Raw genomic sequence first — 26,521 nt, 5'->3', positions numbered from 1 at the left:
CCGATGGCATCCCCGCCTCAATCGGGAAGGTGATGATCAGGGTGCCTTTTGTGACGCTGATGGAGGCGGCGGTGCCGTCGCGGAACTCGTTGCTCAGCCCCAGCGCCATCGTGTTGGTGAGCGTGCCGTCATGCAGTTCGTATTTCAGCCCTGATTCGTTCACGCCCAGCGAAACGTCGGACAGCGAGAACACGGACACCATGCGTCCGTCGCGTGGCACCGGGTGGGCGGGGAATGCCAGCTCGCCGTCGCAGATCGCAGTGATCACGGTGTCGTCGCCGTGCAGAAAGCCGGTCGCTCCATGCCGGGCGAGCAGGCCCATCAGCTGGATGTTCGCGATCGTGTGGTCCATCCGGCCGCCGAGTCCGCCCCAGATATGGAACCGGCGGAATCCCGCGCCCCAGCCGATCTTCAGCGCCGACAGCATGTCGGGGTCGTCCTTCGTCGGAGGCAGTGCGATGGTCCGGGCGTCGGAATCGGGTCTGCTGCCCTGAAGGGAGTCGAAATCCCCCACCACCACATCCGGCACCAGCCCGAGTGCGCGGACATGGTCGAGCCCGCCGTCGGCGGCCACTACGAAGGCCCCATCCGGCACCGTGGGGGTGTCGTAGTATTCGCCGGCTCCGAAAATCACGCAATCATCAGTCATACTGCCAACTGTAACCGTCATGCTGCTAGGCTTGCGCAACAGTGGACCACGTATGAGCGGAACAGGAGCGGGCATGGCACATATCACCGAGGCGAGCGAAAGGCCGATTCTCAAGTCGAAGGTGTTCCTCTACGTCACCGAGTTCTTCTCCGGTATGTCGGTGATGGCCGCCGAACTCGGTGCCTCGCGACTGCTGGCGCCGTATTTCTCCAGTTCGCAGATCGTGTGGACCATCATCATCGGTACCATCATGATCGCGCTTGCCTTGGGTGCCGTGTTCGGCGGCCGGTGGGCGGACCGGGATCCGAACCCGGACAAGCTCTACCTGCGCATCATGGTCGCCGCCGTGTGGATCGCGCTCATACCGTTGGTGGGCAAATACCTGATCCTGCTCATCTCCGGACTGCTGATCGTCACGGTGTCCACGAACTTCCTGATCATCGCGGCGTTCATCTCATGCGCCATCATCTTCGTGCCGCCGCTGTTCCTGCTGGGCACGGTGACCGCCGGGCTCAACAAATTCGCCACCACCTCGCTGGAGGACAACGCCTCCGTGGTGGGCCGTCTGTCCGCCTGCAACACCATCGGCTCGATCCTCGGCACCTTCCTGCCCACGTTCGTCACCATCCCCGCAGTGGGCACATTCGTCAGCTTCCTGATCTTCTCCGGTGTGCTGCTGTTGATTCCGCTGGTGTATTTCATTTCGATCAAGGCGCATCGTGTGGCATGCGCGGTGTCGGCGGTGGTGTTCATCGTCACAAGCTGCGTCTCGCCGCTCACCGGATTCGCGTTCTGGGAGACCAACCTCGCCTATGAGGGGGAGTCCATCTACAACTATCTGCAGGTCAAGAACCTGTCCGATCGGACCATTCTGTCCACCAACGTGCTCTTCGGCGTGCAATCCGTGACCATGAAGGATCCCGGGCTGACCGGCATGTACTATGACACGGCGCTTGCCGCGCCGGCGCTCGCCGACAACGACGAGTCCGCACTGATCCTCGGCATGGGCACAGGCACCTATGCGCGTCAGCTGCGACAGTATTATCCCGGGATGAAGGTCACCGGGGTGGAGATTGACCAGAAGATCACCGATCTCGCCGGACGGTATTTCGATGAGCCCGCGGATGTGCCCGTCTCCACGTACGACGGGCGCGCATGGCTCGCCGCCTCGCACGACCGCTATGACGTGATCATGGTGGACGCCTATCAGGACATCACCATTCCTTTCCAGATGAGTTCGACCGAATTCTTCTCCATGGTTCGCGAGCACCTCAACCCCGGTGGTGTGATGGTGGTCAACATGAACATGGTGTCGGATGGTTCCGGTTCGATCAACGAGGCGCTTGCCGGCACCATCGCCAGCGTGTTCGGCCATGAGAACATGCTCACCGCCGATGTGCCGAACACCACGAACCGCGAGCTGTTCGCGAAAAAGTCATCGGGGGCAGGCGATGGAGACACAGCGGATGGAGAGATCCCCTCCAGCGATATGAAACAGGTTTCACGGTCCGAGACATTGCAGGACATCACGTATGATCGGACCGGCAGCGCATCGCTGGAATCGTACATGGGTGAGGTCGCAGGACGGTTCGCCGCAGTGGCGCAACCAACGGATTCCTCGCTCATCCTCACCGACGACAAGGCTCCGGTGGAGGTGCTCGGCATGCGGGCCATCGATCAGCTCATTGCCGAAGAAGCCGGTCCATACCGCGAGATCCTGCAGACAGAAGGTATCGGCGGGTTGCTGCGTGCGGTGCAGTGATACGGTGCAGTAGCGCGGTGCAGTAATACGGTGCAGCAGTGACCTCATGCACAGTTAATGCCTTGTGCCAGATATTCGTTTGAATGCATTTCCGGTTCCCTTGTCAGGGGAGCTGTCCTCCCGTGAAGCGGAACTAACGGGTAGTCATTTTGTCAACAAATGTGTGATACAGAACACTGGCGACGCAAAACCTCGGACCGACTGGAATTTCACCCCCGCTCGCAATCCGTCAGCGGGGCGGAACCTCGGCATGACCGATGACTTGCTCCGCGGTCCTATTCTCAGCGGTGCAGAACCTCTAGCCGACCGATATCCCGCTCCGCTTACAGCCCGTCAGCGGTGCAGAACCTCTAGCCGACCGATATCCCGCCCCGCTTACAGTCCGTCAGAGGGGCGGAACCTCTAGCCGACCGAGAAATAACCACGCCGATCAACCCCAAGAGGTGCAGAACCTCGGCGCGACCGATATCCCGCTCCGCTTACAGTCCGTCAGAGGGGCGGAACCTCTAGCCGACCGAGAAATAACCACTCCGATCAACCCCAAGAGATGCAGAACCTCGGCGCGACCGATGACCTGCTCCACTGTCCCCTTCTCAGCGGGGCGGAACCTCGGTTCAACCGATATTCCGCCCTACCTACAGCTCGTCAGTGAGGCAAAACCTCGAATCGACCATGTATCCGCCTCACTCACGACTTTCTCACGACTTGTCCGCGAGGCAAAACCTCTAGCCGACCAAGAAACAACCCCGCCAAGCATCCCCGAACAGGGCAGAACCTCGGCACGACCGACATCCCGCTCCGCTTACAGTCCGTCAGCGGTGCAGAACCTCGGATTGACCGAAAACATGCCCTGCTTGCAGCCCGTCAGCGGGGCAATACCTCGGACCGATTGGCATTTCGCTCCGCTTACAGTCCGTCAGCGGGGCGGAACCTCGGCGCGACCGATGACTTGCTCCACTGTGCCCTTCTCAGCGAGGCAAAACCTCTAGCCAGTCAAGAAACAACCTCGCTTGTGGCTTGCCCGAGGGGTGGAAGCACAATCTGATTGAGGTTTTGCTTCGGCAAGGTTTGTCTCCAGACAGGTTGTCTCCAGACAGGTTGTATCCAGACAGGCTGTATCCAGACAGGCTGTATCCAGACAGGTTCTGCCCCGGTAAGATACCCAGACAGGGTTACCCGGCGGACCGCCCAGGCGAATCTCGGCAGGCGACCGGCACGTCCTCTACATGAGGGCGACACGCGGCTCCGATCTGTCTTGCCTTATGGTAAGCTTCTCTTTTGGCTTGAGAAATCAAGAAAGCGGGGTAACCCCACCTGGAAACCTGTCAAGGTATCGGGTTCAAGGCAACGGCCTCAATGATTGCGCATGCGATGCTGTCGGTAGGTATATCGGCGATTGATTCAGTTAGCGTAATCCGGTGCTTTTGCGATGCCGAACAGTGTCGCGGATGATGATGCTCGCCTCATGCGGGCTCGATGTTGTCGTGAATCCGATATGTTGATGGGAATTCAAGGCGGGTCCCGTGTAGAAACATGCAGAGGATTGGAGTCATCATCAGCGACGAACCACGTATTAACGACGAGATTCGCGTTCCGCAGGTGCGCCTGATCGGCCCGAAGGGCGAGCAGGTGGGCGTCATCGCGACCACAGTCGCGCTGAACCTGGCCAAAGAGGCGAACCTCGATCTCGTCGAGGTGGCGCCGAACGCGAAGCCTCCGGTCGCCAAGCTCATTGATTACGGCAAGTTCAAGTACAACGAGAAGATCAAGGCCCGTGAGGCCCGTCGCAATCAGAGCACTGCGGAAATCAAGGAGATTCGTTTCCGCCTGAAGATCGACGATCACGACTTCGATGTGAAGAAGGGTCATGTTGTCCGCTTCCTGAGTGGCGGCGACAAGGTCAAAGTGACCATCATGCTGCGCGGCCGTGAGATCTCCCGCCCGATCGGCGGTGTGGAACTGCTGCAGCGTCTGGCCGACGATGTCGAGGAATTCGGCACCGTCGAGTCCAAGCCGAAGCAGGAGGGACGCAACATCATCATGACCTTGGCACCCAAGGGCAAGAAGGTGCACACCCAGTCCGAGCAGCGTCGACGCGGAGCAGAATCCCGCGCCGAGCGTCAGGCTCGTCAGGCTGCGCGTCTTGCCGCCAAGCAGGAGGCTCAGGCTCAGGCCATCGCCGACGCCAATGCCTCGATTTCTCCCAAGACTTCCGATTTGAAGAAGCAAACCAGCAAGGAGGGCAGCAATGCCGAAGATGAAAACTAATTCCGCCGCTTCCAAGCGCGTTCGTATCACCGGCTCCGGCAAGGTGATGCAGGTCGGTTCCGCTATGCGCCACAACCTTGAGCACAAGTCCGCTCGCAAGCGTCGCGCCCTGTCCGCTGACGCCGTGCTGCGCGGTGGCCAGGCCAAGAAGCTGAAGCAGCTGCTGCAGAAGTGAGCCTCGGGCTTACACCAAACCAGATAAGACTTTCAGAAAGCTGAGGAATAGATTATGGCACGTGTCAAGCGCGCAGTGAACGCCCACAAGAAGCGTCGCGTTGTTCTCGAGAGGGCTTCCGGCTACCGCGGCCAGCGCTCCCGTCTGTACCGCAAGGCCAAGGAACAGCTGCTGCACTCCTTTACCTATAACTTCCGCGACCGCAAGGCTCGCAAGGGTGACTTCCGCAAGCTGTGGATCCAGCGTATCAACGCTGCCGTCCGCGCCGAAGGCATCACCTACAACCGCTTCATCCAAGGTCTGCACCTTGCTGGCATCGAACTGGATCGTCGCGCCCTTGCCGAGCTCGCCGTTTCCGACCCGGAGACCTTCAAGACCATCGTCGACGCCGCCAAGGCCGCTCTGCCTGAGGATGTCAACGCTCCTGCCGAGGCGTGAAGCCGACAGTCCGGTGGACTGTCGGTAGCCGAGGTGAGCGGCTATGCCGCGAAGGACGTGCGTGAAGCACGTCGGGCGTGAAGCCGACAGTCCGATGGGCTGATTCTGTAAGGAAAACCCCGCGATTCCGCGGGGTTTTTCGTATGCATGCCCCTATACCATTAAGCACCATGACCAGCAGCTTCGCCAGACTCACCGAACAGTTCATCGTCCATATCGGTGTGGAACGTGGACTTGCCGACGCCACTGTAAAGGCATATGAATCCGATATCGCCAAATATGTGGAATGGCTTGAGTCGCACGGCATCAGCGATCCGAACGGCATCACCTCGAAAGCCGTTGAGGATTACGTCGCTTCACTGGACGAAGCAGGGGAGTCTGCACGTTCGAAGGCCCGACGTATCGCGTCGTTGCACGAGTTCCATCGTTTCGCGCTCGGCCAGCATGTGGTGGCCGATGATGTCTCAGCTGCGGTGAAAGCCCCGAAAAGCGCATCGACCCTGCCTGACGTGCTCAATGTCGACGAGGTGACGAGGCTTCTTGACGCCGCAGCCGTGGGTGGTTCCACGGATCCCGTGGTGTTGCGCAACAAGGCGCTGTTGGAATTCATGTACGCCACCGGTTGCCGTGTCTCGGAAGCGGCAGGAGAGAACCTTGACGACATTGACTTGGACGAGCATGTGGCTCGTCTCATGGGCAAAGGGTCCAAACAACGTCTGGTGCCCATCGGCAGTTATGCCTGCGAGGCGCTCACCCAATATCTGGATGCCGCCCGCGGCGAACTTGAACGGCGATCCTCGTCCGGCGTGCCCGAACGCCGTGCATTGTTCCTGAACAAGCGGGGTAGGCGCATCTCCCGACAGTCCATATGGGAGGTGGTCAAGGACGCCGGCGCACGTGCGGGCATCACCAGGCCGCTGCACCCGCACACGCTGCGGCATTCCTTCGCCACGCATCTCATTCAGGGTGGAGCGGATGTGCGTACCGTGCAGGAGCTGCTGGGGCATGCAAGCGTGACCACCACGCAGATCTACACCCACGTGAGCCCCGAGCACCTCCTCGAAGCGTATATTTCCTCGCATCCGCGTGCGCGTTGAGTGCAGAGCCGGCAGCATGCTCCTGCTCCGCTCTGGTGGGTCACGCCCGTGCAAGGCGATACGGAGGACAGGAACCGGGCGGGAATCGGGCGATGCCGGCGAGTAGTCTGTGAGGGGTTGAGGTTTTTCGCGAAGGGTGCGGCAGCGATGGAAGATTGGCGCGACGATCAGGGGCTCGACGACGGGTTCCGTCAAGTGACATTGCCGATGGCCGGAACGTATGTCGTTGCCCCGCAAGATGACGAGGATGTTGATAAGGTGGACAGTATGCCTACCGATTTGCTTGGACGTGAATATGAAACCTTCCCCGCTCCCGAACCACTGCAGCAGCATGGCCCGGCCAGGGTCATTGCCATGTGCAACCAGAAAGGCGGCGTAGGCAAGACCACCAGTTCCATCAATATCGCCGGCGCGCTCGCCCAGTACGGACGCCGTGTGCTCATCGTGGATTTCGACCCGCAGGGTGCGGCCACCGTGGGCTTGGGCATCAACGCGAACGCCGTCGACAACACCATCTACACCGCATTGTTCGACATTTCCGTCGACCCCCATGACGTGGTGCAGCATACCGCATTCGAGAACATCGATATCATCCCGGCGAACATCGACCTGTCCGCCGCAGAAGTGCAATTGGTCACCGAAGTCGGGCGCGAGCAGATCCTCAACGGCGTGCTACGCAAACTGAAAAACGAATACGACCTGATCATCGTGGATTGCCAGCCTTCACTCGGCCTGCTGACGGTGAATGCGTTGACCGCCGCCGACGGCGTGATCATCCCGGTCGCCGCCGAGTTCTTCGCCCTGCGAGGCGTGGCCCTGCTCATGCAATCCATCGAGAAGGTGCAGTCCCGCATCAATCCCTCCCTCGAGGTCGACGGTGTGCTGGTCACCATGTACACCAACACCCTGCACTGCGAGGAGGTATGCCAGCGCATCTATGAGGCGTTCAAGGACAAGGTGTTCCACACCTGCATCTCCCGCTCCATCAAGCTGCCGGACTCCACGGTGGCGGCGGCGCCTATCGTCATCTATGCGCCGGGGCACAAGACGGCCAAGGAATACCGCGAGGTGGCGCGCGAGATGGTGGCGCGCGGCGTTGTGGCGTAATGGACGCCTCCGTATCCTCAGATTCGGGGTTCCAGGTCAATCTTGAGGTGTATTCAGGGCCGTTCGATGTGCTGCTTGGCTTGATCGCCAACAACAGACTTGAGCTGACGGAAGTGTCGCTGTCCGCGATAACCGAGGAATTCCTGACGTACGTGCGTGGCCTCGACCTCATCAAGGCCACGCCAGGCGGAGGTGTGTCCGACCGGAACATGGACGAGGCCAGTGCGTTCCTGGACGTGGCTTCCATACTGGTCGAGGCGAAAAGCGCCGCGATCCTGCCCCGAGACGAGGGCGAACGCCCCGACGACCAGAGCATGGAGGCGTTGCGGGAACGCGATCTGCTGTTCGCGCGTCTCATCCAATACCGGGCCTACAAGCAGGTGGCGTCGGATTTTCGCGATGCCATGTCGGCGAACGCCGGCCGTTTTCCGCATCCTGCGTATATGGATGAAGCCGTCAATGCGATGTTGCCTGAACTGGCATGGACCATCACGCCACGTGATCTGGCCTTGCTGGCGGCCCGCGTGATCGCCAATGCGCCGGCCTCAGAGGTGTCCGTGCACCAGCTGCATGTCCCTTTGGTCGATCTGCGCGCACAATCCGCGCTGGTTAGGAGCCGGCTGGTGGAAGCCATGGAACGAAATCCAGACCATGCCATGTCCTTTGCGACGCTGACCCGCGATTGCGCCACCACACTCGAGGTGGTGGCGCGGTTCATGGCCGTGCTGGTGTTCTTCAAACAAGGGGTGCTGCAATACCGGCAGGATGGGCCGTTCGAAGAGCTGCGTCTGCGTTGGCTGCCCGGCGCGGACGAGACGATGGGTGACGTGAGCATATCCGAAGGAGACTTTGCCTGATGGTCGATGAGACGCAGCAGCTTGCAGTGGAAGGTGCAGTAGAGGAGTTCCCCGGTGGCCTGCCGGCATGTCTTGAGGCGGTACTGATGGTTGCCGACCAGCCGCTGACCGCCGCGGATATGGCTCGCATACTGGGAGTAGCCGAACCCATGGTGGACGATGCATTGTTGCGACTGGGCAAGGAATACGACGGGAGCCCGGCCGAGGGCATCCGCCCGCGTGGCTTTGAACTGCGGCACACCGCTCGGGGATGGCAGTTCGCCAGCCGCGCGGCGTTCGAACCCATTGTCTCCGCCGTTGTCACCGATGGGCAGACTGCTCGCCTGAGTCAGGCCGCGCTGGAGGCATTGGCGATCATCGCGTATAAGCAGCCGGTCACCCGCGCCCAGGTGGCTGCGATCCGTGGCGTCAATTCGGATGGCGTGATTCGTTCGCTCAGCATCCACGGGTTGATCAGGGAGAGTGGTGTTGATCCGGATTCTCGCGCTGCGTTGTTGGCGACATCCGAACTGTTTCTGGACCGCATGGGGTTGGATTCCTTGGAACAGCTGCCGTCGTTGGCCCCATTCCTGCCTTCCGAATCGGAGATCGTCGATATCGCGCACTCGAGGGGGAATGCGGATTCCGCGATCTGAGCATCGCTACAATAGTTATAGTCATGGTGACTATAAATCGTGCTATGCTGACAGGGCAAGGGAAGAACCCGGTCGGAATCAGGACTCGAGAGCATATGCTTCTGGGCTCTGATTCGGGGTTCGGTGTATGCGACGGATAGTGCAGGAGGCGTCACGGTATGGGATTCGGCAATGTATCGGAACGTCGCAGCGCACCGCCGCAGGTTGGCGTATCGGTGGTGATTCTGGCGCTTGGGCCGGAGCATGCCGAGGTGCAGGATGACACGGGACGATCGCAATTATGGTTGCCGTTGGTCAGACGAGTCCGCCAGCCGTTCCTGGGCCGTTGGGCATTGCCCGGCGGAAACCTCCGGGCCGACCGTTCGCTCGAGCAGTCCGCGTTCGAGGCGTTGGAATCGACCACCGCGCTGCATCCCCGATATCTCGAACAGCTGTATACGTTCGGTGATCCCGATCGTTCGCATGGGGGACTGCCGATGGTGTCCATCGTGTACTGGGCGCTGGTCGAGCGGGAAGAGGCGAATGGATTCGACCGGGGGAGCGACCTCGCGGACGCCATCGGCCGGGGCGATGCCGACGGTGACTCCAGCGGTGACGTCTCCGTGCGAGCCACCGCCGATGACGATGGCAACGTGCGCTGGTTTCCGGAACACGATCTGCCTCCGCTCGCCTTCGATCATCGGGCCATCATCGATTACGCGTTGGAGCGGTTGCGGTCCAAGATCGAGTATTCGGATGTGGCCACGAGACTCCTTGGGCCGACGTTCACGCTGCGTCAGCTGCACGACGTCTACGAGGCCATCGCCGGTCAGGGCATCGATCTGGCGAACTTCCGCCGCAAGATGCTGGCTTCCGGCGATCTGGAGGATACCGGTCTCAAACGGCGCGAGGGACGGCAGCGTCCGGCGGCGGTGTACCGGTATGTGCCACGACGGCCGCAGGACGCCGGCTCCGCATATGCGATCGACCGCGTCGTCAAGCGGGACGAGGCCGAACCGGATACCGCCGACAGCGCCCTTGCGGCGCTCATCCCCTCCGCGCGCGGATAGGCGCGTCACGTCGGCGTTTGTCGGGGCGACGTCACTGTCCAATTGCGAATATCACATGTTCAACAACACAATGAGAAGAAGGTTCACTATGAGTGACACCAAGGAGAAAAGCTCCGCGCTCTCCGTGGAGGAACAGGGCATCGACACCATTGCCGAGTCCGACCGTCACGGCAGCCCGAAAGACCTGTTCTGGCCGTGGTTCGCGGCCAACATCTCCGTGCTCGCCATGTCATATGGCGCATGGGCGCTGGGCTTCGGCATCTCGTTCTGGCAGGCCACGCTTGCCGCGATCATCGGCATCGTAGTCTCGTTCCTGCTCGTGGGCGTGGTCTCGATCGCCGGCAAGCGGGCCAACGCTCCGACCATGGTCATCACGCGCGCCACGTTCGGCGTGGAGGGCGCCAAGGTGCCGTCCGTTCTGAGCTGGATCGCCACGCTTGGCTGGGAGATTTCCCTGACCACCACCGCGGTGCTGGCGCTGGCCTCGACATTCCAACGTCTTGGCTGGGGGAGCGGCGCTGCGCCGAAGATCGTCTCCACGGTGATCGTGGTCGGACTCGTGGTGGTCGCCGGCATCTTCGGCTATGACCTCATCATGAAGGCGCAGCAGGCCATCACCATCATCAGCGGCGTCGTGACCGTCGGCTTCCTGATCCTCGGCTGGTCGCACATCGACTTCTCCGCAGTCGGCTCCGCCGTCGATGGCTCGATTCCGGCCATGCTTGGGGCGCTTCTGTTCGTGATGTCCGGCTTCGGTCTGGGATGGGTGAACGTCGCAGCCGACTATTCCCGTTATCTGCCGCGCAAGTCCTCCAACTCCGGCATCGTGTTCTGGACCACGTTCGGCGCCTCGCTGGCACCGGTGCTGCTGGTCATCTACGGCGGCCTGCTGGCCGTGTCCAACAAGGATCTCGCCGATGCCGTGGGCAACGACCCGATCGGCGCCATGGGCTCCATCCTGCCCACCTGGTATCTGGTGCCGTTCACCATCGTGGCCGTGCTCGGCCTCATGTCCGGAGCCATCATGGACAACTACTCCAATGGACTGGCGCTGCTGAGCTTCGGCATCAAGCTGCCGCGCGTGGCCGCCGCCGCACTTACCGCGGCGCTTACCGTGCTCGGCGTGGTCTATGTGACCTTCTTCTCCGACACGTTCATCGGCCCGTTCCAGGGCTTCCTCATCACCCTCGGTGTGCCGATGGCGGTGTGGACCGGCCTGTTCATCGCGGACGTGCTGCTGCGCCGCAAGGACTACGACACCGATGACCTGTACAACGCCTCCGGCCGCTATGGTGCATGGAACGTCAAGTCCCTGGTGATCCTCGTGGTCGGCACCATCGTTGGCTGGGGCCTTGTGGTCAACTCCTATGCGAGCTGGCTGGAATGGCAGGGCTACTTCCTCGCCCCGTTCGGCGGCAAGGAAGGCGCATGGGCGTCCGCCAACCTCGGCGTGATCGTGGCGCTGGTCATCGGACTTGTCGGCGCCCTCATCTTCCAGCGCGGCGACATCGCCAAGCAGGAACAGGACTGACAGGTTACAGGCAATACGCAAGAAGGAGACACGATGGGCATCCCATCCGATGAATGGCTGGTCGTCATCGACCGCCAGAAGGTATTCGCCGAATCCGACTGGTCCGACTGGGCCTGCCCCGACGGTTCGTTCCACACCACCGACGCCGCGTTCGAGGCTCTCGCCAAGGCATACGGCGACCGGGTCGTCTATACAAGGTACGTGGCGCCAACACCCGCCAAGGACGCGTGGGTGGGCTATTTCAAGGATTGGCCGCAGTTCCTCGTCCCGCCGGACGATCCGATGTACGACCTGACCGAAGAGACCGCTGCGCTTGCCGCCGGACATCCTGTCGTCAGCCGCGACACCTTCGGCAAGTGGGGGGACGAGCTGGCCAAGGCGATCGGCGGTGCCAGGAAGATCGCCCTGTGCGGCGTGGCCACCGATTGCTGCGTGATCACCACGGCGCTCGCCGCCGCCGATGCAGGGATCGCCGTGCGCGTCGCCGCCGATGCCTGCGCCGGGTCCAACCCGGAGAACCATCAGCGCGCCCTTGACACGATGGCCCTGTTCGCACCGCTGATCACCATCACCGATTCCGTCACAATCCTTGGATGAGCCGTCAGCTCCTGCGCATATCGAAAGGCGACGGATGGATGCGTGGGACCAGGGAGGGTCTCGCGCATCCACCCGTCCGGTCAAGGTATGTCGGTAATATCGTTGCGGTTTGTGTGTAAGTACAGGTAAACGCCTGAAAGCAAGTACTCAAGTACGCAAGTACCGAACGATTACGCAACAGAATCAGTATTAAGAGAGGTTTCGATGGCGGTTCGTGGAGATATCCGTAATGTGGCGATTGTGGCTCACGTCGATCACGGCAAGACCACCCTGGTCAATGCCATGCTCAAGCAGTCCCACGTCTTCTCCGATCGTGAGGAAGTGCCTGATCGTGTGATGGATTCCAACGCGCTGGAACGCGAGAAGGGCATCACCATTCTGGCCAAGAACACGGCCGTGGAATACACGGGCCCGCTGGCTGCCAAGTACGGCTATCCGGACGGCATCACCCTCAACATCATCGACACCCCCGGCCACGCCGATTTCGGCGGCGAGGTGGAGCGTGGTATCTCCATGGTCGATGGCGTCGTGCTGCTCGTGGACGCCTCCGAAGGTCCGCTGCCGCAGACCCGCTTCGTGCTGCGCAAGGCCCTTGAGGCCAAGCTGCCGGTGATTCTGTGCATCAACAAGGTCGACCGTCCGGACGCCCGCATCGAAGAAGTGGTCTCCGAGGCCACCGACCTGCTGCTCGGCCTCGCTCAGGACGTGGTGGAGGAAGGCATCGACCTCGACCTCGATCACCTGCTGGACCTCCCGGTCGTCTACTGCGCCGCCAAGGCCGGCTATGCTTCGATCAACCAGCCCGAGAACGGCGGTCTGCCGGACAACGACAATCTCGAGCCGCTGTTCGAGGACATCATCAAGTACATCCCCGCGCCTGAATATGAGGAAGGCGCACCGTTGCAGGCTCACGTGGCCAACATCGACTCCTCCGACTTCCTCGGCCGACTCGGTCTGGTCCGCATCTACAACGGCACGCTGGAGAAGGGCAAGACCTACGGACTGTCCCGCGTGAACGGCACCATCGAGAACTTCCGCGTCGCCGAACTGCTGCGTACGCAGGGCCTCGAGCGCACCCCCGTCGAGACCGCGGGCCCCGGCGACATCGTGGCAGTCGCCGGCGTGAACGACATCATGATCGGCGAGACCATCGTCGACCCGAACGATCCGAAGCCCCTGCCGCTCATCCACGTGGACGACCCGGCCATCTCCATGACCTTCGGCGTCAACGATTCCCCGCTGGCCGGCCGCGAAGGCAAGGACCACAAGCTGACCGCCCGCATGATCAAGGATCGCCTCGATCGCGAGCTGATCGGCAACGTGTCCATCAAGGTGCTCCCCACCGAGCGTCCCGACGCCTGGGAGGTGCAGGGACGTGGTGAGCTCGCCCTGGCGGTGCTCGCCGAGGAGATGCGTCGTGAAGGCTACGAGCTGACCGTCGGCCGCCCGCAGGTGGTCACCAAGAAGATCGATGGCGTGGTCAACGAGCCTATGGAGAACACCACCATCGACGTGCCGGAGGAGTACATGGGTGCGGTCACCCAGCTGCTCGCCGACCGTAAGGGCCGCATGGACTCCATGTCCAACCACGGCTCCGGCTGGGTGCGTCTGCAGTTCACCGTGCCTTCCCGTGGCTTGATCGGCTTCCGTACTGCGCTGCTTACCGCCACCCGCGGCACCGGCATTGCATCCTCGATCTCTGCTGGCTACGCTCCGTGGGCCGGTTCCATTGTGACCCGCCAGAACGGTTCGATGGTCTCCGACCGCGCCGGTGTGGCCACGCCGTACGCCATGCAGCGTCTGCAGGCCCGTGGCAACTTCTTCGTCGAGCCGCAGTCCAACGTGTATGAAGGCCAGGTCGTGGGCGTGAACAACAAGCCCGACGAGCTGGATGTGAACATCACGCTGGCCAAGCACATGACCAACATGCGTTCCTCCACCGCCGACGTGCTTGAAACCCTCACCCCGCCGATCAAGATGAGCCTCGAGGAGAGCCTCGATTTCGCCAACGAGGATGAGTGCGTCGAGGTCACGCCGGAAGCCACCCGCGTGCGTAAGATCATCCTCAACCGCGAGGACTGGTACAAGTGGCGCGCCAAGCAGCGTCGTCAGAACAACGCCGCTACAAAGTAGCAGGCGTTGCCCTGACGACCTTCGCGGGCGCTTGTGGTGCGCCCGCTCACTTCGCCTACGAAAAGCCCACTGGGCTTTTCGTTTGACGGCTCAGCAGAACAACGCCGCTACAAAGTAGTCTGATTCGATATTCATGCCGGCTTTCCCGTTTATGGGGAGCCGGCTTGTTTTTATGTACATGTACTTGGGATGTACGTATTATGGAGCGCATGAATATGCACACGAATGAGCCGCTTCCTTGGTCGCATCGGCAGAACGAGCTGGTCAGAGCGTTGATTACAGTGCTGTCCGGCGCTCTCGCCGCATTCGTGGGCACCTTCGCCCATCGTATGGGTGCGGATATCAATATCCCCTATGGACTGGCGCTGGCATTCCTGCTGATCATCCTGTCGACATGGTGCGCACGATCGCGCATGGGTGTGATAGGTCTCGCGCTGCATCTCATCGCCTCCTCGATGACGGCATGGGGGCTGGCCCTCACCACCACATCCGGCAACGCATTGATTGTGGCCGGATTCCAAGGCGATATGCCGTATTTCACCCAACACGCCGGATATATCTGGTTGTATGGGCTGGTGCTCGTGCAGGTGATCATGCTCGTCGTACCGGCGCGCTGGTTCACTATGCCCGCCAAGATGCAGACGATGTGACACGGTATACAGGAATCCGCCGTTACCATAGAACGTTATGGCGCGTATTCAACTGTATTATCTAGGCCCTGAGGGTACGTTCACTCATCAGGCGGCAATGACGGCCGCCGATCAATTCGCCCCGCTGGGTGATTTCGATCTGGTGCCCTCGCCGAATGTCCCAGCCATAATGGACGCGGTGCAATCGCATCACGGATGGGGCGTCATCGCATGGGAGAACAATGTCGAAGGGTATGTGGTCCCGAATCTGGATGCATTGATAGATGGCACTGACGTAGCCGGTTTCGCCCGTATCAGCGTTGATGTGTCTTTCAGCGCCTTCACCGTTCGCGGCCACGGCATATACGACTGCACCGGCGATACCGTCAGTGCTCATCCGCATGGTCTGGCACAATGCACGCGGTTCATCGCCGAGCATCTGCTCACGCCGACGCCGGCATCATCGAATGCGGCGGCCTGCCGCGATCTGAAGCCAGGACAGGTGGCGTTGGGGCCGAGCATCTGCGGCGCGCTGTATGATCTCGACACTCTCGCGGACCATGTTCAGGATTTCGACGGTGCACGCACCGACTTCCTCGTCATCGCTCCCAGAGACCAGGTGCAGGAGCTCAACGCCCGTGCCCGACACGGTGGCGCCACTGATTTCGAGACCATCATCACGTTCATTCCGCTTGCCACAGGCCCCGGGGTCGTGGCGAACGTGCTCGATGTATTGCGCATCGCGGGTTTGAACATGACCAGTTTCATATCCCGTCCCATCAAAGGCCATGATGGGACGTACATGTTCATAGACACGCTGGATGCCGCGCCTTGGGAACCGCGATTCCAGAAGGTATTGGAGATGTTGGCCATGCAGGGCATCTGGCTGAAGACCCTGGCCGTCTATCCGCGTCGTGAACGCGCGAACCCGCCGGTCGACGCCTGGATGCTGCCCGAAGGCGGCATCCACATCGATATCGATGAGCGGCGTGTGTCTGAAGGCTGGCAGTACGACCAAGAGGTGAGAAAGGAACTGCTGTGGTAGATACGGTTGGTGTTGTAGGACTGGGGTTGATCGGTGGATCGCTCGCCAGACGTCTGGCGGCACGCGGCACGAAGGTGGTTGCTTGGAATCATAGGCCTCACCCTTATGCGCAGGCCGAAGCGGATGGCATTGTCTGCGCAAGGGATCTGCGCGAACTCATGGATGCCGCCCCGGATGTGGTGGTGCTGTGCAACCCGCTGAAGGCCATGCCGTCCGTGCTTGCCGAACTGGCTCCGTTGCTTGCGCAGAACCCGCATGTCACGCTTACCGATGTCGGGTCGGTCAAGGGCATGGTTCGCGAACAGGTCAGGGAAGCCGGATTGGAAGCCTGCTACGTGGGCGCGCATCCGATGGCGGGCAATGAGCTGTCTGGTTGGAGCGCCGCTGACGCCCATCTGTTTGATGATGCGCTGTGGGCGGTCACCGTGGAAGAGGACACGGAATACCGCCGATTCTTCGATGTCGCCTCGATGATCACCCAACATGTGGGCAATCGCCTCATCGTGCTCGATGACGAGACACACGACAAGGCCGCAGCGATGATCTCGCATATGCCTCATGTGGTTTCCACTGCATTGATCAACGAACTGACAGCGAACCCCGACCGTAATATCGCCGCGGCGTTATCCGCCGGGTGCTGGCGGGACATGACCCGCGTGTCATTGACCGACCCCGACCGCACACGGGCCATGGTCGAAGAGGATGCGGTGAACGTGGAAGTACTGTTGCGCCGCATGGCTGCGAGGCTCACCGACATGGCCGATTGGCTGCACGATGCGGATGCGTCGCAGGTAAGGGGCTTCTTCGCCGAAGGTGATCCATTCCGCAGATACAAGTCGGCGATTGCGCATTCCGATTCATTCGCGCATCGGGAGCTTGAGATTCCGGAATCGGGATGGCAACAGGCATTGCTGTTCTCAGCACGCCGCGGCGAGGCCATCATCGGCTTCGTTCACTTGAGGCAGGCCATCATACAGGTGCGTCCCTCGGTGTGAGCTGGTGGCCTGTCTTGTCGTCTGCTCAGAGGTTGGCCTCCTGATGAGAGAGCCGGCAGCGAATCTGACTGGGGGAGAGACAAGTCACCAGAGTCCTCACAAAATGCCGTACTCGTCTACAGGAGGGCAGTCTATGGGCGGGGCCGGGTGCGCGGACGCTCCGGCACCGGCTTGAGCGTGGCAATCTGCTCCTGATGGATGGTCACATTCTGCGCAGGACGCGACCCGTTGGCGGCCGCATCACGCACCATCTCCAATGTGTAGCCGTCCCATGAGGTCACGTGGCCCACATAATCACGGAATTTCATGCGGCCATCCGCCGGGTCGATGCCATCGGTGATACGCACCACAACCCGTGCGCCTACAGGAATCTGTCGTGGCAATGTCATGATTATCGTCCCCTTCGTCTGTCATGAACCTCAACGTTGAAGCCTTCGGCTTCCAGAATACTCCGCCATTGATGACGACTCATACATCATCGCCATTCGGCGGTTATTCGGAGGCTACTGCGTCAAGTACAGGTTGCTTCAGCGCGCGTGACGCGGGGGAGACGGACGCTATCAGTCCCACCAGAATCGAGAGCGCGAGGAACACTGCCAGCTGATTCCAAGGAATGCTCAGTGTGGACAATCCGTTTGCCTCGTACACCGCACGAATCACCACGCCGGCGGCAACGCCTACCACCATGCCCAGCACAGTGCCGAACACGGCGATGATCGCCGCCTCGATGCCCAGCATGCCACGTATCTGTGCGCGCGAGGTTCCTATGGCGCGCAGCAGGCCGATTTCCTTGGTGCGTTCGGAGACTGATAATGCCAGCGTATTGACAATACCGAAGATCGCGATCACGATCGACAGTGCCAGCAGGGCGTAGAGCACAAGGAGGATCTGATCGACCATCGAGCTCATCGTGGATTTGAACTCGTCGCGATTCTGCACGTTCACCACGTAATACGGTTTCACGGCATCGATGAGCCTCGATTTCAAGCCATCAAGATCGATTCCGGACTTCCCGTTGATGAACAACATGATGGTGAACATTGTGTATTTGTTGGCGATCTTGTTCGCCGCATCGTCGTTCATCAGCACCATGGAACGGTAGATGGAATTCTCGATGATGGCGCCCACTTTCATCGTGACGTGTGTCGTCTCGTTCTTGGTCTTCACCATGGTCGCCGGATCGACGTTCTTTGCCTCGTCGCTGACCTTCTGTATCTCCTCGGTTTTCGCCTGTGCCCCGGCCATATCGCCGGCGGCCATCAGCTGCTGCGCCTGAGCGGTCAGGTTGTCGATGGTTCCCTTGACCTGAGCCTGATAATCGGCCTGGGCCTTGGCTGTCGCAGCCTCGTCGACCACGACCTGCCGACCATTGACCCTGACTTCATCGCCGACCTTCCAGCCATTGTCCTTGGCCACTTCGAGGCCGACCACCAGCTCGCCGTCGCGCAACGCCTTGTTTGCATCGCCGGCATTGGTCACCGGGGCGAACACCTTGGCGAAGAGCGAAGGCTGCTCGGCGAACGTCATCGCAGAGGCCTCGTCGTCGCCGGAGCCATACGTCACGCCCATCAGCATGCGGCTTTGCGATACCGTGTCGACGCCTTCGGTGTTCTTTATGGCCTCAATCGCATCATCGGGGATCTGTCCGTTGGACACCGACATGGCGGAGAAATCCGATTTGAGTCCGGAATCCACGATGCCGGCCACAGAGGCCTTGGCCGAGGAAGCGATCACACCAAGGCAACTGACGATTGCGACACCCACGAACAACGCCGCTGCGGTGTTCGCCGTGCGCCGTTTGCTCCGCGAAAGGTTGCGAGTGGCCAGTCTGCCCGTCACCGTGAACACATGTGACGGAATCCAACCGAGAACGGCGCTGGTGGGCGTCACCAGTGCGGGGGCCAGCACAATGACGCCGATGACAATGAGACCGGCACCGATGCCCAGCGGCCAGCCGGTGCCCAGCGTCGTGGCCAGATCGTTGAACCGGCTCCAGGCAGACACCTCGCCGCCGTTGGTGTCCACCCATGCGATGCGCCAGCATACAGCCCATGCACAGACGCCCAACACCATCATGATCGCGCCGATGATGCCACGTGGCCATACCGGTTTCTCCGGGTTCACCGTTTCGTTCATGGCCTGGATGGGAGGGGCCATGGCAGCACGGCGCGCCGGAAGTGATGCCCCGATAAGCGTGACGAGGACGCCCACGACCAAGCCGACCATCATGTCGGAGACGCTCGGATTCACGGCGCCGGTCATCGGCGTGCCCATCCGGGCCATCAGCGCCACGATGCCCTTGACCATGCCCCAGCCAAGGGCGATGCCGATTCCGGACCCCACTAGGCCGAGAAGAACGGCCTGTACGGCCACTGTGACGAAGACCTGGATGGGGGAGGCTCCGATCGATCGCAGCAATGCATAGCCGCGCATCGATTCGCGCACGATCATAGAGAACGTGTTCGTGATAATGAACGAGCCGACGAACAGGGCGATGATCGCGAATATGAGGATCAGCGGCTGGATGAAGCCCAAAGCCTTCTTGGTGCTTGCGGCGTTGTCGTCGCGCACGCTCTGCCCGGTCACGGCGACGGCGTTCGCATCGGCAGGCAGCGCCTTGTTGATTCGGTCGGCGAGTGTTTGCTGCTGTTCCACGCTGAGAGGCTGTCCCTGGGCTGCCGACCCGTAGACGGTCAGATAGCGGGCGGTGCCGATCTGCCCGGATTGCTGCTGGAAGTACTCTTTGGCGGTGGTCGGGTCGAGGCCGATGATGATTGCGCCGGCCTGGGAGGAGGCGGTGGAGAATATGCCTACCACGCGTACGTCGGCAGGTCCGTCCGGGTATACGAGCTTGGTGGTGTCGCCGACGTTGAGACCGGCGGTTTCGGCCGCGAACGTGTGCAGGGTGATCTCATCCTTGGCCTTCGCCCATCGGCCTTGGGTCAGTGTGGCCGAACGCCATGTTCCTTGCGACAGTCCCATGCCGGAGGTCATGCCTCCCATGGTGGATACGGCGTTGCCGTCCTTGCCCACCAGCACCAGACCGTTGACCTCGTAGACCGCTTCAGCGGTGTCTACGCCCTGAACGCTGCCGATGGTGTCCACCAGGGAGACATCGATGCGGTTGTAGTTCTTCGATTCCGTGGAGGTCTGGGTAGAATCCGAGCCTGACTCGGAGCCTGAGGATGAGGCCGCGAATGATGCCGACGTGTCATCCTTCTGTTCCGTGTCGCCCCGCACATACACGTCGGCATCGGAGTTCGAGGCCAGCATCTGATCGACCTGATTGTTCATCATTTCGCGGAAGCAGAATGACCCCACCACGAAGCTCACGCCGAGCGCGATGGCGATGATGGACATGACGAATCGCCCGAAATGCGCGCGGGCGTCACGCAGACCGATCCTGATCATGCGTTCGGCTCCGCATCGCCGTCCTCGTTGCCTTCATCGGCGAAGACCTCGAGAATACGGTCATAGGAGGGATGCCTCAGGTCCTGCGTGATGTTGCCGTCGGCCAGCACGAGCACACGATCGGCGTATGAGGCTGCACGGGGGTCATGCGTCACCATGACAATAGACTGTCCGTACTGTTCGACGGATTGCTTCAGGAATCCCAGAACCTCACGGCTGGAATGGGAATCGAGGTTGCCGGTGGGTTCGTCGGCGAAGATCACGGATGGGCGGGCCATCATCGCGCGTGCGCAGGCCACGCGCTGCTGCTGTCCACCGGACAGTTGACTGGGGCGATGCTTGAGACGATGCTCCAGTCCCACCACGCTGACCACCTGCTTGAACCAGGCCCGGTCGATGGGCTTTTTCGCTATCTGCAGCGGCAGCAGGATGTTCTCTTCGGCGGAAAGGGTGGGCACCAGATTGAACGACTGGAAAATGAAGCCGATCTGCTCGCGCCTCAGCTTGGTCAGTTGCCGTTGGTTCATCGCGGAGACCTCGAGCCCCTCCACGATCACCTTGCCGCTGGTCGGCTGGTCAAGACCCGCCATGCAATGCATGAGTGTGGATTTGCCGGAGCCGGAGGGACCCATGATCGCGGTCATCTGGCCGCGTTCGAATTCCACGTTGACATGATCCAGAGCCAGTACGCGATTGTCTGCGTCGCCGTACACTTTGCTCAGATCGATGGCTTGCGCCACTACATGGTCATCCATCCCATTGCGCTGTTCCGAATCGCGTGCGGTGCCTTGCCTGCTGTGACGAGCCATGGTGAATCATTCGTCCTTAATCTGTGCCCGTGAACCTATGCCTATAGTGTATCGAAATGGGTGATTGGGCTATATGGGAGGCATGAAGGGCATGAGGTTTGAGGAATGCGTCGATGCGTTCATCCGTTATCTCCAGGCCAATCGTGGCCTTTCCGAGAATACGCTCAAGGCGTATCGTGGCGATGTCGAAGCCTGCCTCGCTCTGTTCGTGCGCCGTGGCATTAACGATCTCAACGAGATCACATTGGATGATCTGCGCAGTTGGATGGCTGCCGAATCGCGCCATCACGCGCGAAGCAGCATGGCTCGCAAAACCGTCGCCGTCCGCGGGTTTTTCGCATGGTGCTATGGGCATGGTCTGGTGCGTACGAATCAGGCCGCGACGTTGATGACACCATCGATTCCAGACACCTTGCCGGCGGTGCTCACCGAGGTGCAGGCCAGACAGCTGATGGATAAGGCCGATAATGAGGCCGTCAATTATGATGACGGATCCGGCGACAACGACGGCGACAACGCCGGCCATATGGATGACGGCGGCGATGGCGGTCTTCGCGGAACGCACGCCGAACACCTGCGCAATGCTGCGATCCTTGAACTGTTGTATGCCACCGGCATTCGTGTGGCGGAGCTGGTGTCGCTAGATATGAACGATGTGGACTTCACCAACCGTACTGTCAGAGTGACGGGAAAAGGCAATAAACAACGGGTTGTGCCTTTCGGCGTACCGGCCATGCGCGCGCTGCGGGCATGGGTTGATGATGGGCGCCCCGATATTGCCGCCGATGATTCCGCGGATGCGCTGTTTCTGGGGGCACGAGGGCGCAGACTCAACCAACGTGTGGCGAGGGAGGTGGTGCACCGCATGGCCAGAGACGCCGGAGTGCCGGATATCAGCCCTCATGCATTGAGACATTCTGCGGCCACGCACATGCTCGATGGGGGCGCCGATCTGCGCGAGGTGCAGGAACTGCTTGGCCATGCGTCGCTGAAAACCACGCAACGGTACACGCATGTCTCCATCGAACAGCTGAAAAGCAGGTATGCACAGGCGTTTCCGCGCGCCTGATCCCATCGCGCGTCAGGTTTGTGCGTCATATTTCGTTGTGACAGTGGTCTTTTCGAGGTCTTTTTGAGAATGACCAGAATGTGGACAATACCGTGTGAACCTGCAATATGGCTGAATATCGCCATTTAACGGACTTCGAATTTACATATACGTAACACGGAATTTGCTTCTTGTCACCAAAGCGCGAGACAATGCAAAGTAATCAGCAATGGGGTTGGTTTGCCGGTATGACGCCCACGACGCGTCGCCAGCGGCCGACCCCATTTGCGTGAAGCGGATCGTGGTCCAAAGCCATGATCCTGCATCTTACGAATAGGAGATATCAATGAAGAAGAAAGCTCTTGCTTTCGCTGCCATGGCCTGCTCCATGGCCATGCTGCTGAGCGCCTGCGGCGGTTCCAGCAACAGCAACGCCGCCTCCGGTGACACCGCTGGCGCCAACATTATCTATGCCTACAACTCCGAGCCGCAGAACCCGCTCATCCCGTCCAACACCAACGAGACCGGTGGCGGCAAGCCGGGCGACCTGCTCTTCTCCCGTCTGGTCTCCTTCGACAAGGACGGCAAGGCTTCCAACGAAGTGGCCGAGTCCATCACCCCGAACGATGACGCCACCCAGTACACCATCAAGCTGAAGTCCGGCTGGAAGTTCACCGACGGCACCGACGTCACCGCCGAGTCCTTCACCAAGGCCTGGTCCTACGCCGCCAACGCCAAGAACGCTCAGAAGGCCTCCTCCTTCTTCTCCACCATCAAGGGCTATGACGACCTGCAGGCCGACGGCCTGAAGGGCGACGAGCAGCTCTCCGGCCTCAAGGTCGTGGACGACACCACTTTCACCGTGGACCTGAACCAGTCCGATTCCGTCTTCCCTGTCAAGGTCGGCTACCTGGCCTTCGCCCCGCTGCCCGAGTCCTTCTACAAGGACCCGAAGGCCTTCGGCGAGAAGCCGGTCGGCAACGGCCCGTACAAGCTCGACCACTGGGATCACAACAAGGAGATCGCCCTGGTCAAGAACACTGACTACAAGGGCAACGAGGATGTCAAGAACGACGGCGTGACCTTCAAGGTCTACACCGACGACCAGGCCGCCTACCGCGACATCCAGTCCAACAACGGCGCCCTCGACGTGATGGAGTCCGTGCCGGCCGCCTTCACCAAGACCTTCAAGTCCGACAAGAAGATCCAGCCGTACTCCGAAGCCGGCTCCGTCATCCAGACCTTCACCATCCCGTCCACCCTTGACCACTTCAAGAACGACGAGGAAGGCCAGCTGCGTCGTCAGGCCATCTCCATGGCCATCAACCGCGAGCAGATCATCGACAAGGTGCTCAACGGCATCGGTACGCCGGCCGTCGACTTCACCTCCCCGAAGACCCCGGGTTACTCCGACTCCCTCAAGGGCTCTGAGAACCTCAAGTTCGACGCCGCCAAGGCCAAGGAACTGTGGGCCAAGGCCGACGCCATCTCCAAGTTCGACGGTCAGCTCACCTTCTCCTACAACGCCGATGGTGGTGCCAAGCCGATCTACGACGCAATCGTGAACCAGCTCAAGAACAACCTGGGCATCGACGCGGCCACCAACCCGATTCCGACCTTCCAGGAATTCCGTGACGCCATCACCAACCGCCAGATGACTGGTGCGTTCCGCACCGGCTGGCAGCCGGATTACCCGTCCGCCGAGAACTACCTGTGGCAGCTGTACTCCTCCGCCGCCGCTGACGGCACGGGCTCCAACGATGGCGACTACAAGAACCCTGACTTCGACGCCCTGTGCCTGCAGGCCGCCGCCGCCAAGTCCACCGACGAGGCCAACAAGCTGTACCAGCAGGCCCAGGAGATCCTCCTCAAGGATCTGCCGGCCATCCCGCTGTACTACTCCAACGCCTCCGGCGTGGCTTCCCTGTCCGTCAAGTCCGGCTTCGGCATGGATTGGCAGAACCTTCCGACCTACACCGAGATGTCCAAGAAGTGAGCTGAGGCTCGTCTGACGTCGAACATGTAGTTCGCTGACCTACAAGGGGCGAGGATCGTCATGATCCCCGCCCCCTTTTCGTATTGCGCTTCATGTGCCGTTCTCTCTCGTGCGCGTTGTGGGATATTCTTCGAGGAAAGTCATGAATCCATACCATATATCGGACAATTTCACAGGAACCGCCCGGAATGGACGCTAAGTTAACGTCAGTTTACAAACCTCCGTCAGCGCTTGCGGTAGACTGTCGGAGTATTTGACGACCGGTCGCGTGCAGCGTTTCGCCGTTGTAGTCCCCGAAACCGGTCATGAGTAAGGAGCAACCGTATGGGTAAGTATCTTCTGCGACGCATTCTGCAGATGATCCCCGTGGTTCTCGGTACGACATTCCTCGTGTATGCGCTGGTCTTCCTGCTGCCTGGCGATCCCGTCAAGGCCATGTTCGGTGACAAGCCCATCAACGAAGCCGTCGCAGCCCAGATCCGCGCGGAATACCACCTCGATCAGCCGTTCATCGTTCAGTACTTCATCTATCTGAAGAACGCGCTGACTCTTGATTTCGGCAACACCTTCGCCGGCCAGCCCGTAATCGACGAAATCACCCGCGCTTTCCCGGTCACCATCAAGCTCGGTCTGATGGCGTTCTGCTTCGAGGCCATCTTCGGTGTGATCTTCGGTATCATCTCGGGCCTTAAGAAGGGCAAGTGGTACGACACGGTTATCCTGATCGTCTCCCTGCTCCTCATCTCCGTGCCGACCTTCGTCACCGGCTTCGTGATGCAGTATCTCCTCGGCATCCAGTGGTCGATCCTGCCGGTGACAGCCGGCGCGGACCCGACGTTCTTCGACCTGCTCATGCCGGCCATGGTGCTGGGCTCCGTCTCGATGGCCTACATCATCCGACTGACCCGATCGGAGATCTCCTCCAACATCGCCGAGGACTATGTGCGTACCGCACGGGCCAAGGGCATGTCCAATGGTCAGGTCATGCTCCGCCATGTGCTGCGCAACTCCCTGATTCCGGTCGTCACCTATCTCGGTCAGGACATCGGCGCCCTCATGGGTGGCGCCATGATCACCGAGCAGATTTTCAACATCCACGGCATCGGCTTCCTGACCTATCAGTCGATTCTGAAAGGCGAGGCGAACCTGGTGGTGTCCATCGTCACGCTGCTCATGCTGATCTTCGTGGTGTGCAACCTTATCGTCGACATGCTCTACGCGGCACTCGATCCGCGCATTCGTTACGCGTGATAGGGAAGGAGTGACCGACATGACTAACGAAAACCTCGACAACCAGCTCGATAATTCCGGCGAACCGACGCCTGAGTACTTCATGGAGACCCTCCCCGGACAGGATCGATATGTGGCGCCTCTCGATGAGACGCCGCTGCAGGACGTGGACTCCGTCGACGAATCCGCTCCTGCGGCGAGCATGTGGGCCGATGCTTGGCGAACCTTGCGCCGCAACCCGCTGTTCATCATCTCCGGTATCGTCATCCTCTTTATCATCATTGTGGCCATCGCGCCGGGTCTGTTCACCAAGCAGGACCCGAACTCCTGCGATCTCGCCAACTCGTTGAGCCCCGCCTCCAACGGACACCCCTTCGGCTATGACATGCAGGGCTGCGACGTATACACCCGCGTGGTGTACGGCACCCGTACCTCGCTGTCCGTAGGTGTGCTTTCCACGTTGCTCGTCGTGTTCGTCGGCACTCTTATCGGTGCCGTCGCCGGCTTCTTCGGCGGATGGGTCGATGCGGTGCTGAGCCGTATCACCGATATCTTCTTTGCCCTGCCGATGCTGCTCGGCGCCATCGTGGTGCTGCAGATGTTCAAGACCTCCAAGTCCATCTGGAAGGTCGTGCTCGTGCTCGCACTGTTCGGCTGGGTCGGCGTATGCCGCATCGCCCGAAGCGCTGTGCTCGAAGCCAAGAACCTTGAATTCAACACCGCTTCCACGGCTTTGGGCTCGACGCCCACGCGAAACCTGTTCCGTCACATCCTGCCGAACTCACTGGCCCCGATTATCGTTATCGGCACCACGTCGCTGGCGTCGTACATTGTGGCCGAGGCGACGCTGAGCTTCTTGGGTGTGGGTCTTCCCACCACCACCGTGAGCTGGGGCGGTGATATCTCCAGCGCCCAGGTCAACCTGCAGACCGATCCGCTCGTGCTGTTCTACCCGTCCGCGGCACTGGCCATCACCGTGCTTGCGTTCATCATGATGGGCGACGCCGTCAAGGACGCCCTTGATCCGAAGAGCCGTACGGCCTGAGTCAGGGAGCAGAGG

23 protein-coding genes are annotated in these 26,521 nt (G+C 60.7%); 19 read left to right on the top strand and 4 right to left on the bottom strand.

Annotated elements, in window-relative coordinates; all coding sequences use genetic code 11:
- Window positions 1-649, bottom strand: a 649-nt coding sequence (locus BW09_RS06000) for a thiamine diphosphokinase (protein WP_140464813.1), incomplete at its 3' end; no start/stop codon positions are given.
- A 73-nt stretch (window positions 650-722) separates the two neighbouring features.
- On the opposite strand from BW09_RS06000, the gene BW09_RS10920 reads away from it, so the two are divergent.
- The 15 genes from BW09_RS10920 (at window position 723) to BW09_RS05925 (ending at window position 16,967) form a co-directional block, all read left to right on the top strand.
- Window positions 723-2,411: a spermidine synthase gene (locus BW09_RS10920; protein WP_258185008.1), complete on the top strand. Its 1,689-nt coding sequence runs from the start codon at window positions 723-725 to the stop codon at window positions 2,409-2,411.
- A 1,533-nt stretch (window positions 2,412-3,944) separates the two neighbouring features.
- Window positions 3,945-4,679 carry a translation initiation factor IF-3 gene (gene infC / locus BW09_RS05990; protein ID WP_044088819.1) on the top strand — a complete coding sequence of 245 codons (735 nt, stop codon included), beginning with the start codon at window positions 3,945-3,947 and terminating at the stop codon, window positions 4,677-4,679.
- Window positions 4,660-4,854, top strand: coding sequence for a 50S ribosomal protein L35 (rpmI, locus tag BW09_RS05985; protein WP_044088820.1), 195 nt, complete (start codon window positions 4,660-4,662; stop codon window positions 4,852-4,854). Before infC ends, rpmI begins: the two co-directional genes overlap by 20 nt.
- Window positions 4,855-4,908: 54 nt before the next feature.
- On the top strand, window positions 4,909-5,292 hold the full coding sequence (gene rplT / locus BW09_RS05980; protein WP_044088821.1) for a 50S ribosomal protein L20: 384 nt from the start codon (window positions 4,909-4,911) through the stop codon (window positions 5,290-5,292).
- Window positions 5,293-5,462: 170 nt separating this feature from the next.
- Complete coding sequence (xerD, locus tag BW09_RS05975) at window positions 5,463-6,389, top strand: site-specific tyrosine recombinase XerD (protein ID WP_140464811.1); 927 nt, start codon at window positions 5,463-5,465, stop codon at window positions 6,387-6,389.
- A 267-nt stretch (window positions 6,390-6,656) separates the two neighbouring features.
- Window positions 6,657-7,496 carry a ParA family protein gene (locus tag BW09_RS05970; protein WP_044088912.1) on the top strand — a complete coding sequence of 280 codons (840 nt, stop codon included), beginning with the start codon at window positions 6,657-6,659 and terminating at the stop codon, window positions 7,494-7,496.
- The gene (locus BW09_RS05965) at window positions 7,496-8,353 is read left to right on the top strand and encodes a ScpA family protein (protein WP_140464809.1); all 858 of its coding nucleotides are present in this window, start codon (window positions 7,496-7,498) and stop codon (window positions 8,351-8,353) included. The genes BW09_RS05970 and BW09_RS05965 overlap by 1 nt, the downstream gene beginning before the upstream one ends.
- Window positions 8,353-8,988 (top strand): SMC-Scp complex subunit ScpB, encoded by a 636-nt coding sequence (gene scpB / locus BW09_RS05960; RefSeq protein WP_140464807.1) that lies wholly within the window; start codon window positions 8,353-8,355, stop codon window positions 8,986-8,988. The genes BW09_RS05965 and scpB overlap by 1 nt, the downstream gene beginning before the upstream one ends.
- 158 nt (window positions 8,989-9,146) lie before the next feature.
- Complete coding sequence (locus BW09_RS05955) at window positions 9,147-10,037, top strand: NUDIX hydrolase (RefSeq protein ID WP_181161779.1); 891 nt, start codon at window positions 9,147-9,149, stop codon at window positions 10,035-10,037.
- 88 nt (window positions 10,038-10,125) lie between these two features.
- Window positions 10,126-11,568, top strand: coding sequence for a cytosine permease (locus BW09_RS05950; RefSeq protein ID WP_140464805.1), 1,443 nt, complete (start codon window positions 10,126-10,128; stop codon window positions 11,566-11,568).
- Between the two features lie 33 nt (window positions 11,569-11,601).
- Window positions 11,602-12,165 carry an isochorismatase family protein gene (locus BW09_RS05945; RefSeq protein WP_140462375.1) on the top strand — a complete coding sequence of 188 codons (564 nt, stop codon included), beginning with the start codon at window positions 11,602-11,604 and terminating at the stop codon, window positions 12,163-12,165.
- A gap of 204 nt (window positions 12,166-12,369) precedes the next feature.
- Window positions 12,370-14,298 carry a translational GTPase TypA gene (gene typA, locus BW09_RS05940; RefSeq protein ID WP_140462374.1) on the top strand — a complete coding sequence of 643 codons (1,929 nt, stop codon included), beginning with the start codon at window positions 12,370-12,372 and terminating at the stop codon, window positions 14,296-14,298.
- 209 nt (window positions 14,299-14,507) lie between these two features.
- Window positions 14,508-14,948: an alcohol dehydrogenase gene (locus BW09_RS05935; protein WP_140462373.1), complete on the top strand. Its 441-nt coding sequence runs from the start codon at window positions 14,508-14,510 to the stop codon at window positions 14,946-14,948.
- Window positions 14,949-14,985: 37 nt separating this feature from the next.
- Window positions 14,986-15,972 carry a prephenate dehydratase domain-containing protein gene (locus tag BW09_RS05930; protein ID WP_140462372.1) on the top strand — a complete coding sequence of 329 codons (987 nt, stop codon included), beginning with the start codon at window positions 14,986-14,988 and terminating at the stop codon, window positions 15,970-15,972.
- The gene (locus BW09_RS05925) at window positions 15,966-16,967 is read left to right on the top strand and encodes a prephenate dehydrogenase/arogenate dehydrogenase family protein (RefSeq protein WP_140462371.1); all 1,002 of its coding nucleotides are present in this window, start codon (window positions 15,966-15,968) and stop codon (window positions 16,965-16,967) included. Before BW09_RS05930 ends, BW09_RS05925 begins: the two co-directional genes overlap by 7 nt.
- 131 nt (window positions 16,968-17,098) lie before the next feature.
- Here the strand turns inward: BW09_RS05925 and BW09_RS05920 are convergent, their stop codons facing one another.
- The 3 genes from BW09_RS05920 to BW09_RS05910 all read right to left on the bottom strand — a co-directional run bounded on the left by BW09_RS05920 (window position 17,099) and on the right by BW09_RS05910 (window position 21,187).
- Window positions 17,099-17,356 carry a DUF6725 family protein gene (locus tag BW09_RS05920; RefSeq protein ID WP_044088833.1) on the bottom strand — a complete coding sequence of 86 codons (258 nt, stop codon included), beginning with the start codon at window positions 17,354-17,356 and terminating at the stop codon, window positions 17,099-17,101.
- Between the two features lie 103 nt (window positions 17,357-17,459).
- The gene (locus BW09_RS05915; protein WP_140462370.1) at window positions 17,460-20,378 is read right to left on the bottom strand and encodes an ABC transporter permease; all 2,919 of its coding nucleotides are present in this window, start codon (window positions 20,376-20,378) and stop codon (window positions 17,460-17,462) included.
- Entirely contained in the window at window positions 20,375-21,187 is an 813-nt protein-coding gene (locus BW09_RS05910; RefSeq protein WP_140462369.1) for an ABC transporter ATP-binding protein, read from the bottom strand. Before BW09_RS05910 ends, BW09_RS05915 begins: the two co-directional genes overlap by 4 nt.
- 91 nt (window positions 21,188-21,278) lie before the next feature.
- On the opposite strand from BW09_RS05910, the gene BW09_RS05905 reads away from it, so the two are divergent.
- From BW09_RS05905 to BW09_RS05890, 4 genes are all read left to right on the top strand, one after another.
- Entirely contained in the window at window positions 21,279-22,256 is a 978-nt protein-coding gene (locus BW09_RS05905; protein WP_375137562.1) for a tyrosine recombinase XerC, read from the top strand.
- Window positions 22,257-22,581: 325 nt separating this feature from the next.
- Window positions 22,582-24,231: an ABC transporter substrate-binding protein gene (locus BW09_RS05900; protein WP_140462367.1), complete on the top strand. Its 1,650-nt coding sequence runs from the start codon at window positions 22,582-22,584 to the stop codon at window positions 24,229-24,231.
- A gap of 324 nt (window positions 24,232-24,555) precedes the next feature.
- The gene (locus tag BW09_RS05895; RefSeq protein WP_140462366.1) at window positions 24,556-25,482 is read left to right on the top strand and encodes an ABC transporter permease; all 927 of its coding nucleotides are present in this window, start codon (window positions 24,556-24,558) and stop codon (window positions 25,480-25,482) included.
- A 19-nt stretch (window positions 25,483-25,501) separates the two neighbouring features.
- Window positions 25,502-26,506: an ABC transporter permease gene (locus BW09_RS05890; RefSeq protein WP_081886576.1), complete on the top strand. Its 1,005-nt coding sequence runs from the start codon at window positions 25,502-25,504 to the stop codon at window positions 26,504-26,506.
- Window positions 26,507-26,521 lie beyond the last annotated feature (15 nt).

Origin of the sequence: Bifidobacterium sp. UTCIF-1 (genome assembly GCF_006408915.1) — a bacterium.
Taxonomy (GTDB): Bacteria; Actinomycetota; Actinomycetes; order Actinomycetales; family Bifidobacteriaceae; genus Bifidobacterium; species Bifidobacterium reuteri.
This window is presented reverse-complemented; position numbering and strand designations above follow the sequence as displayed.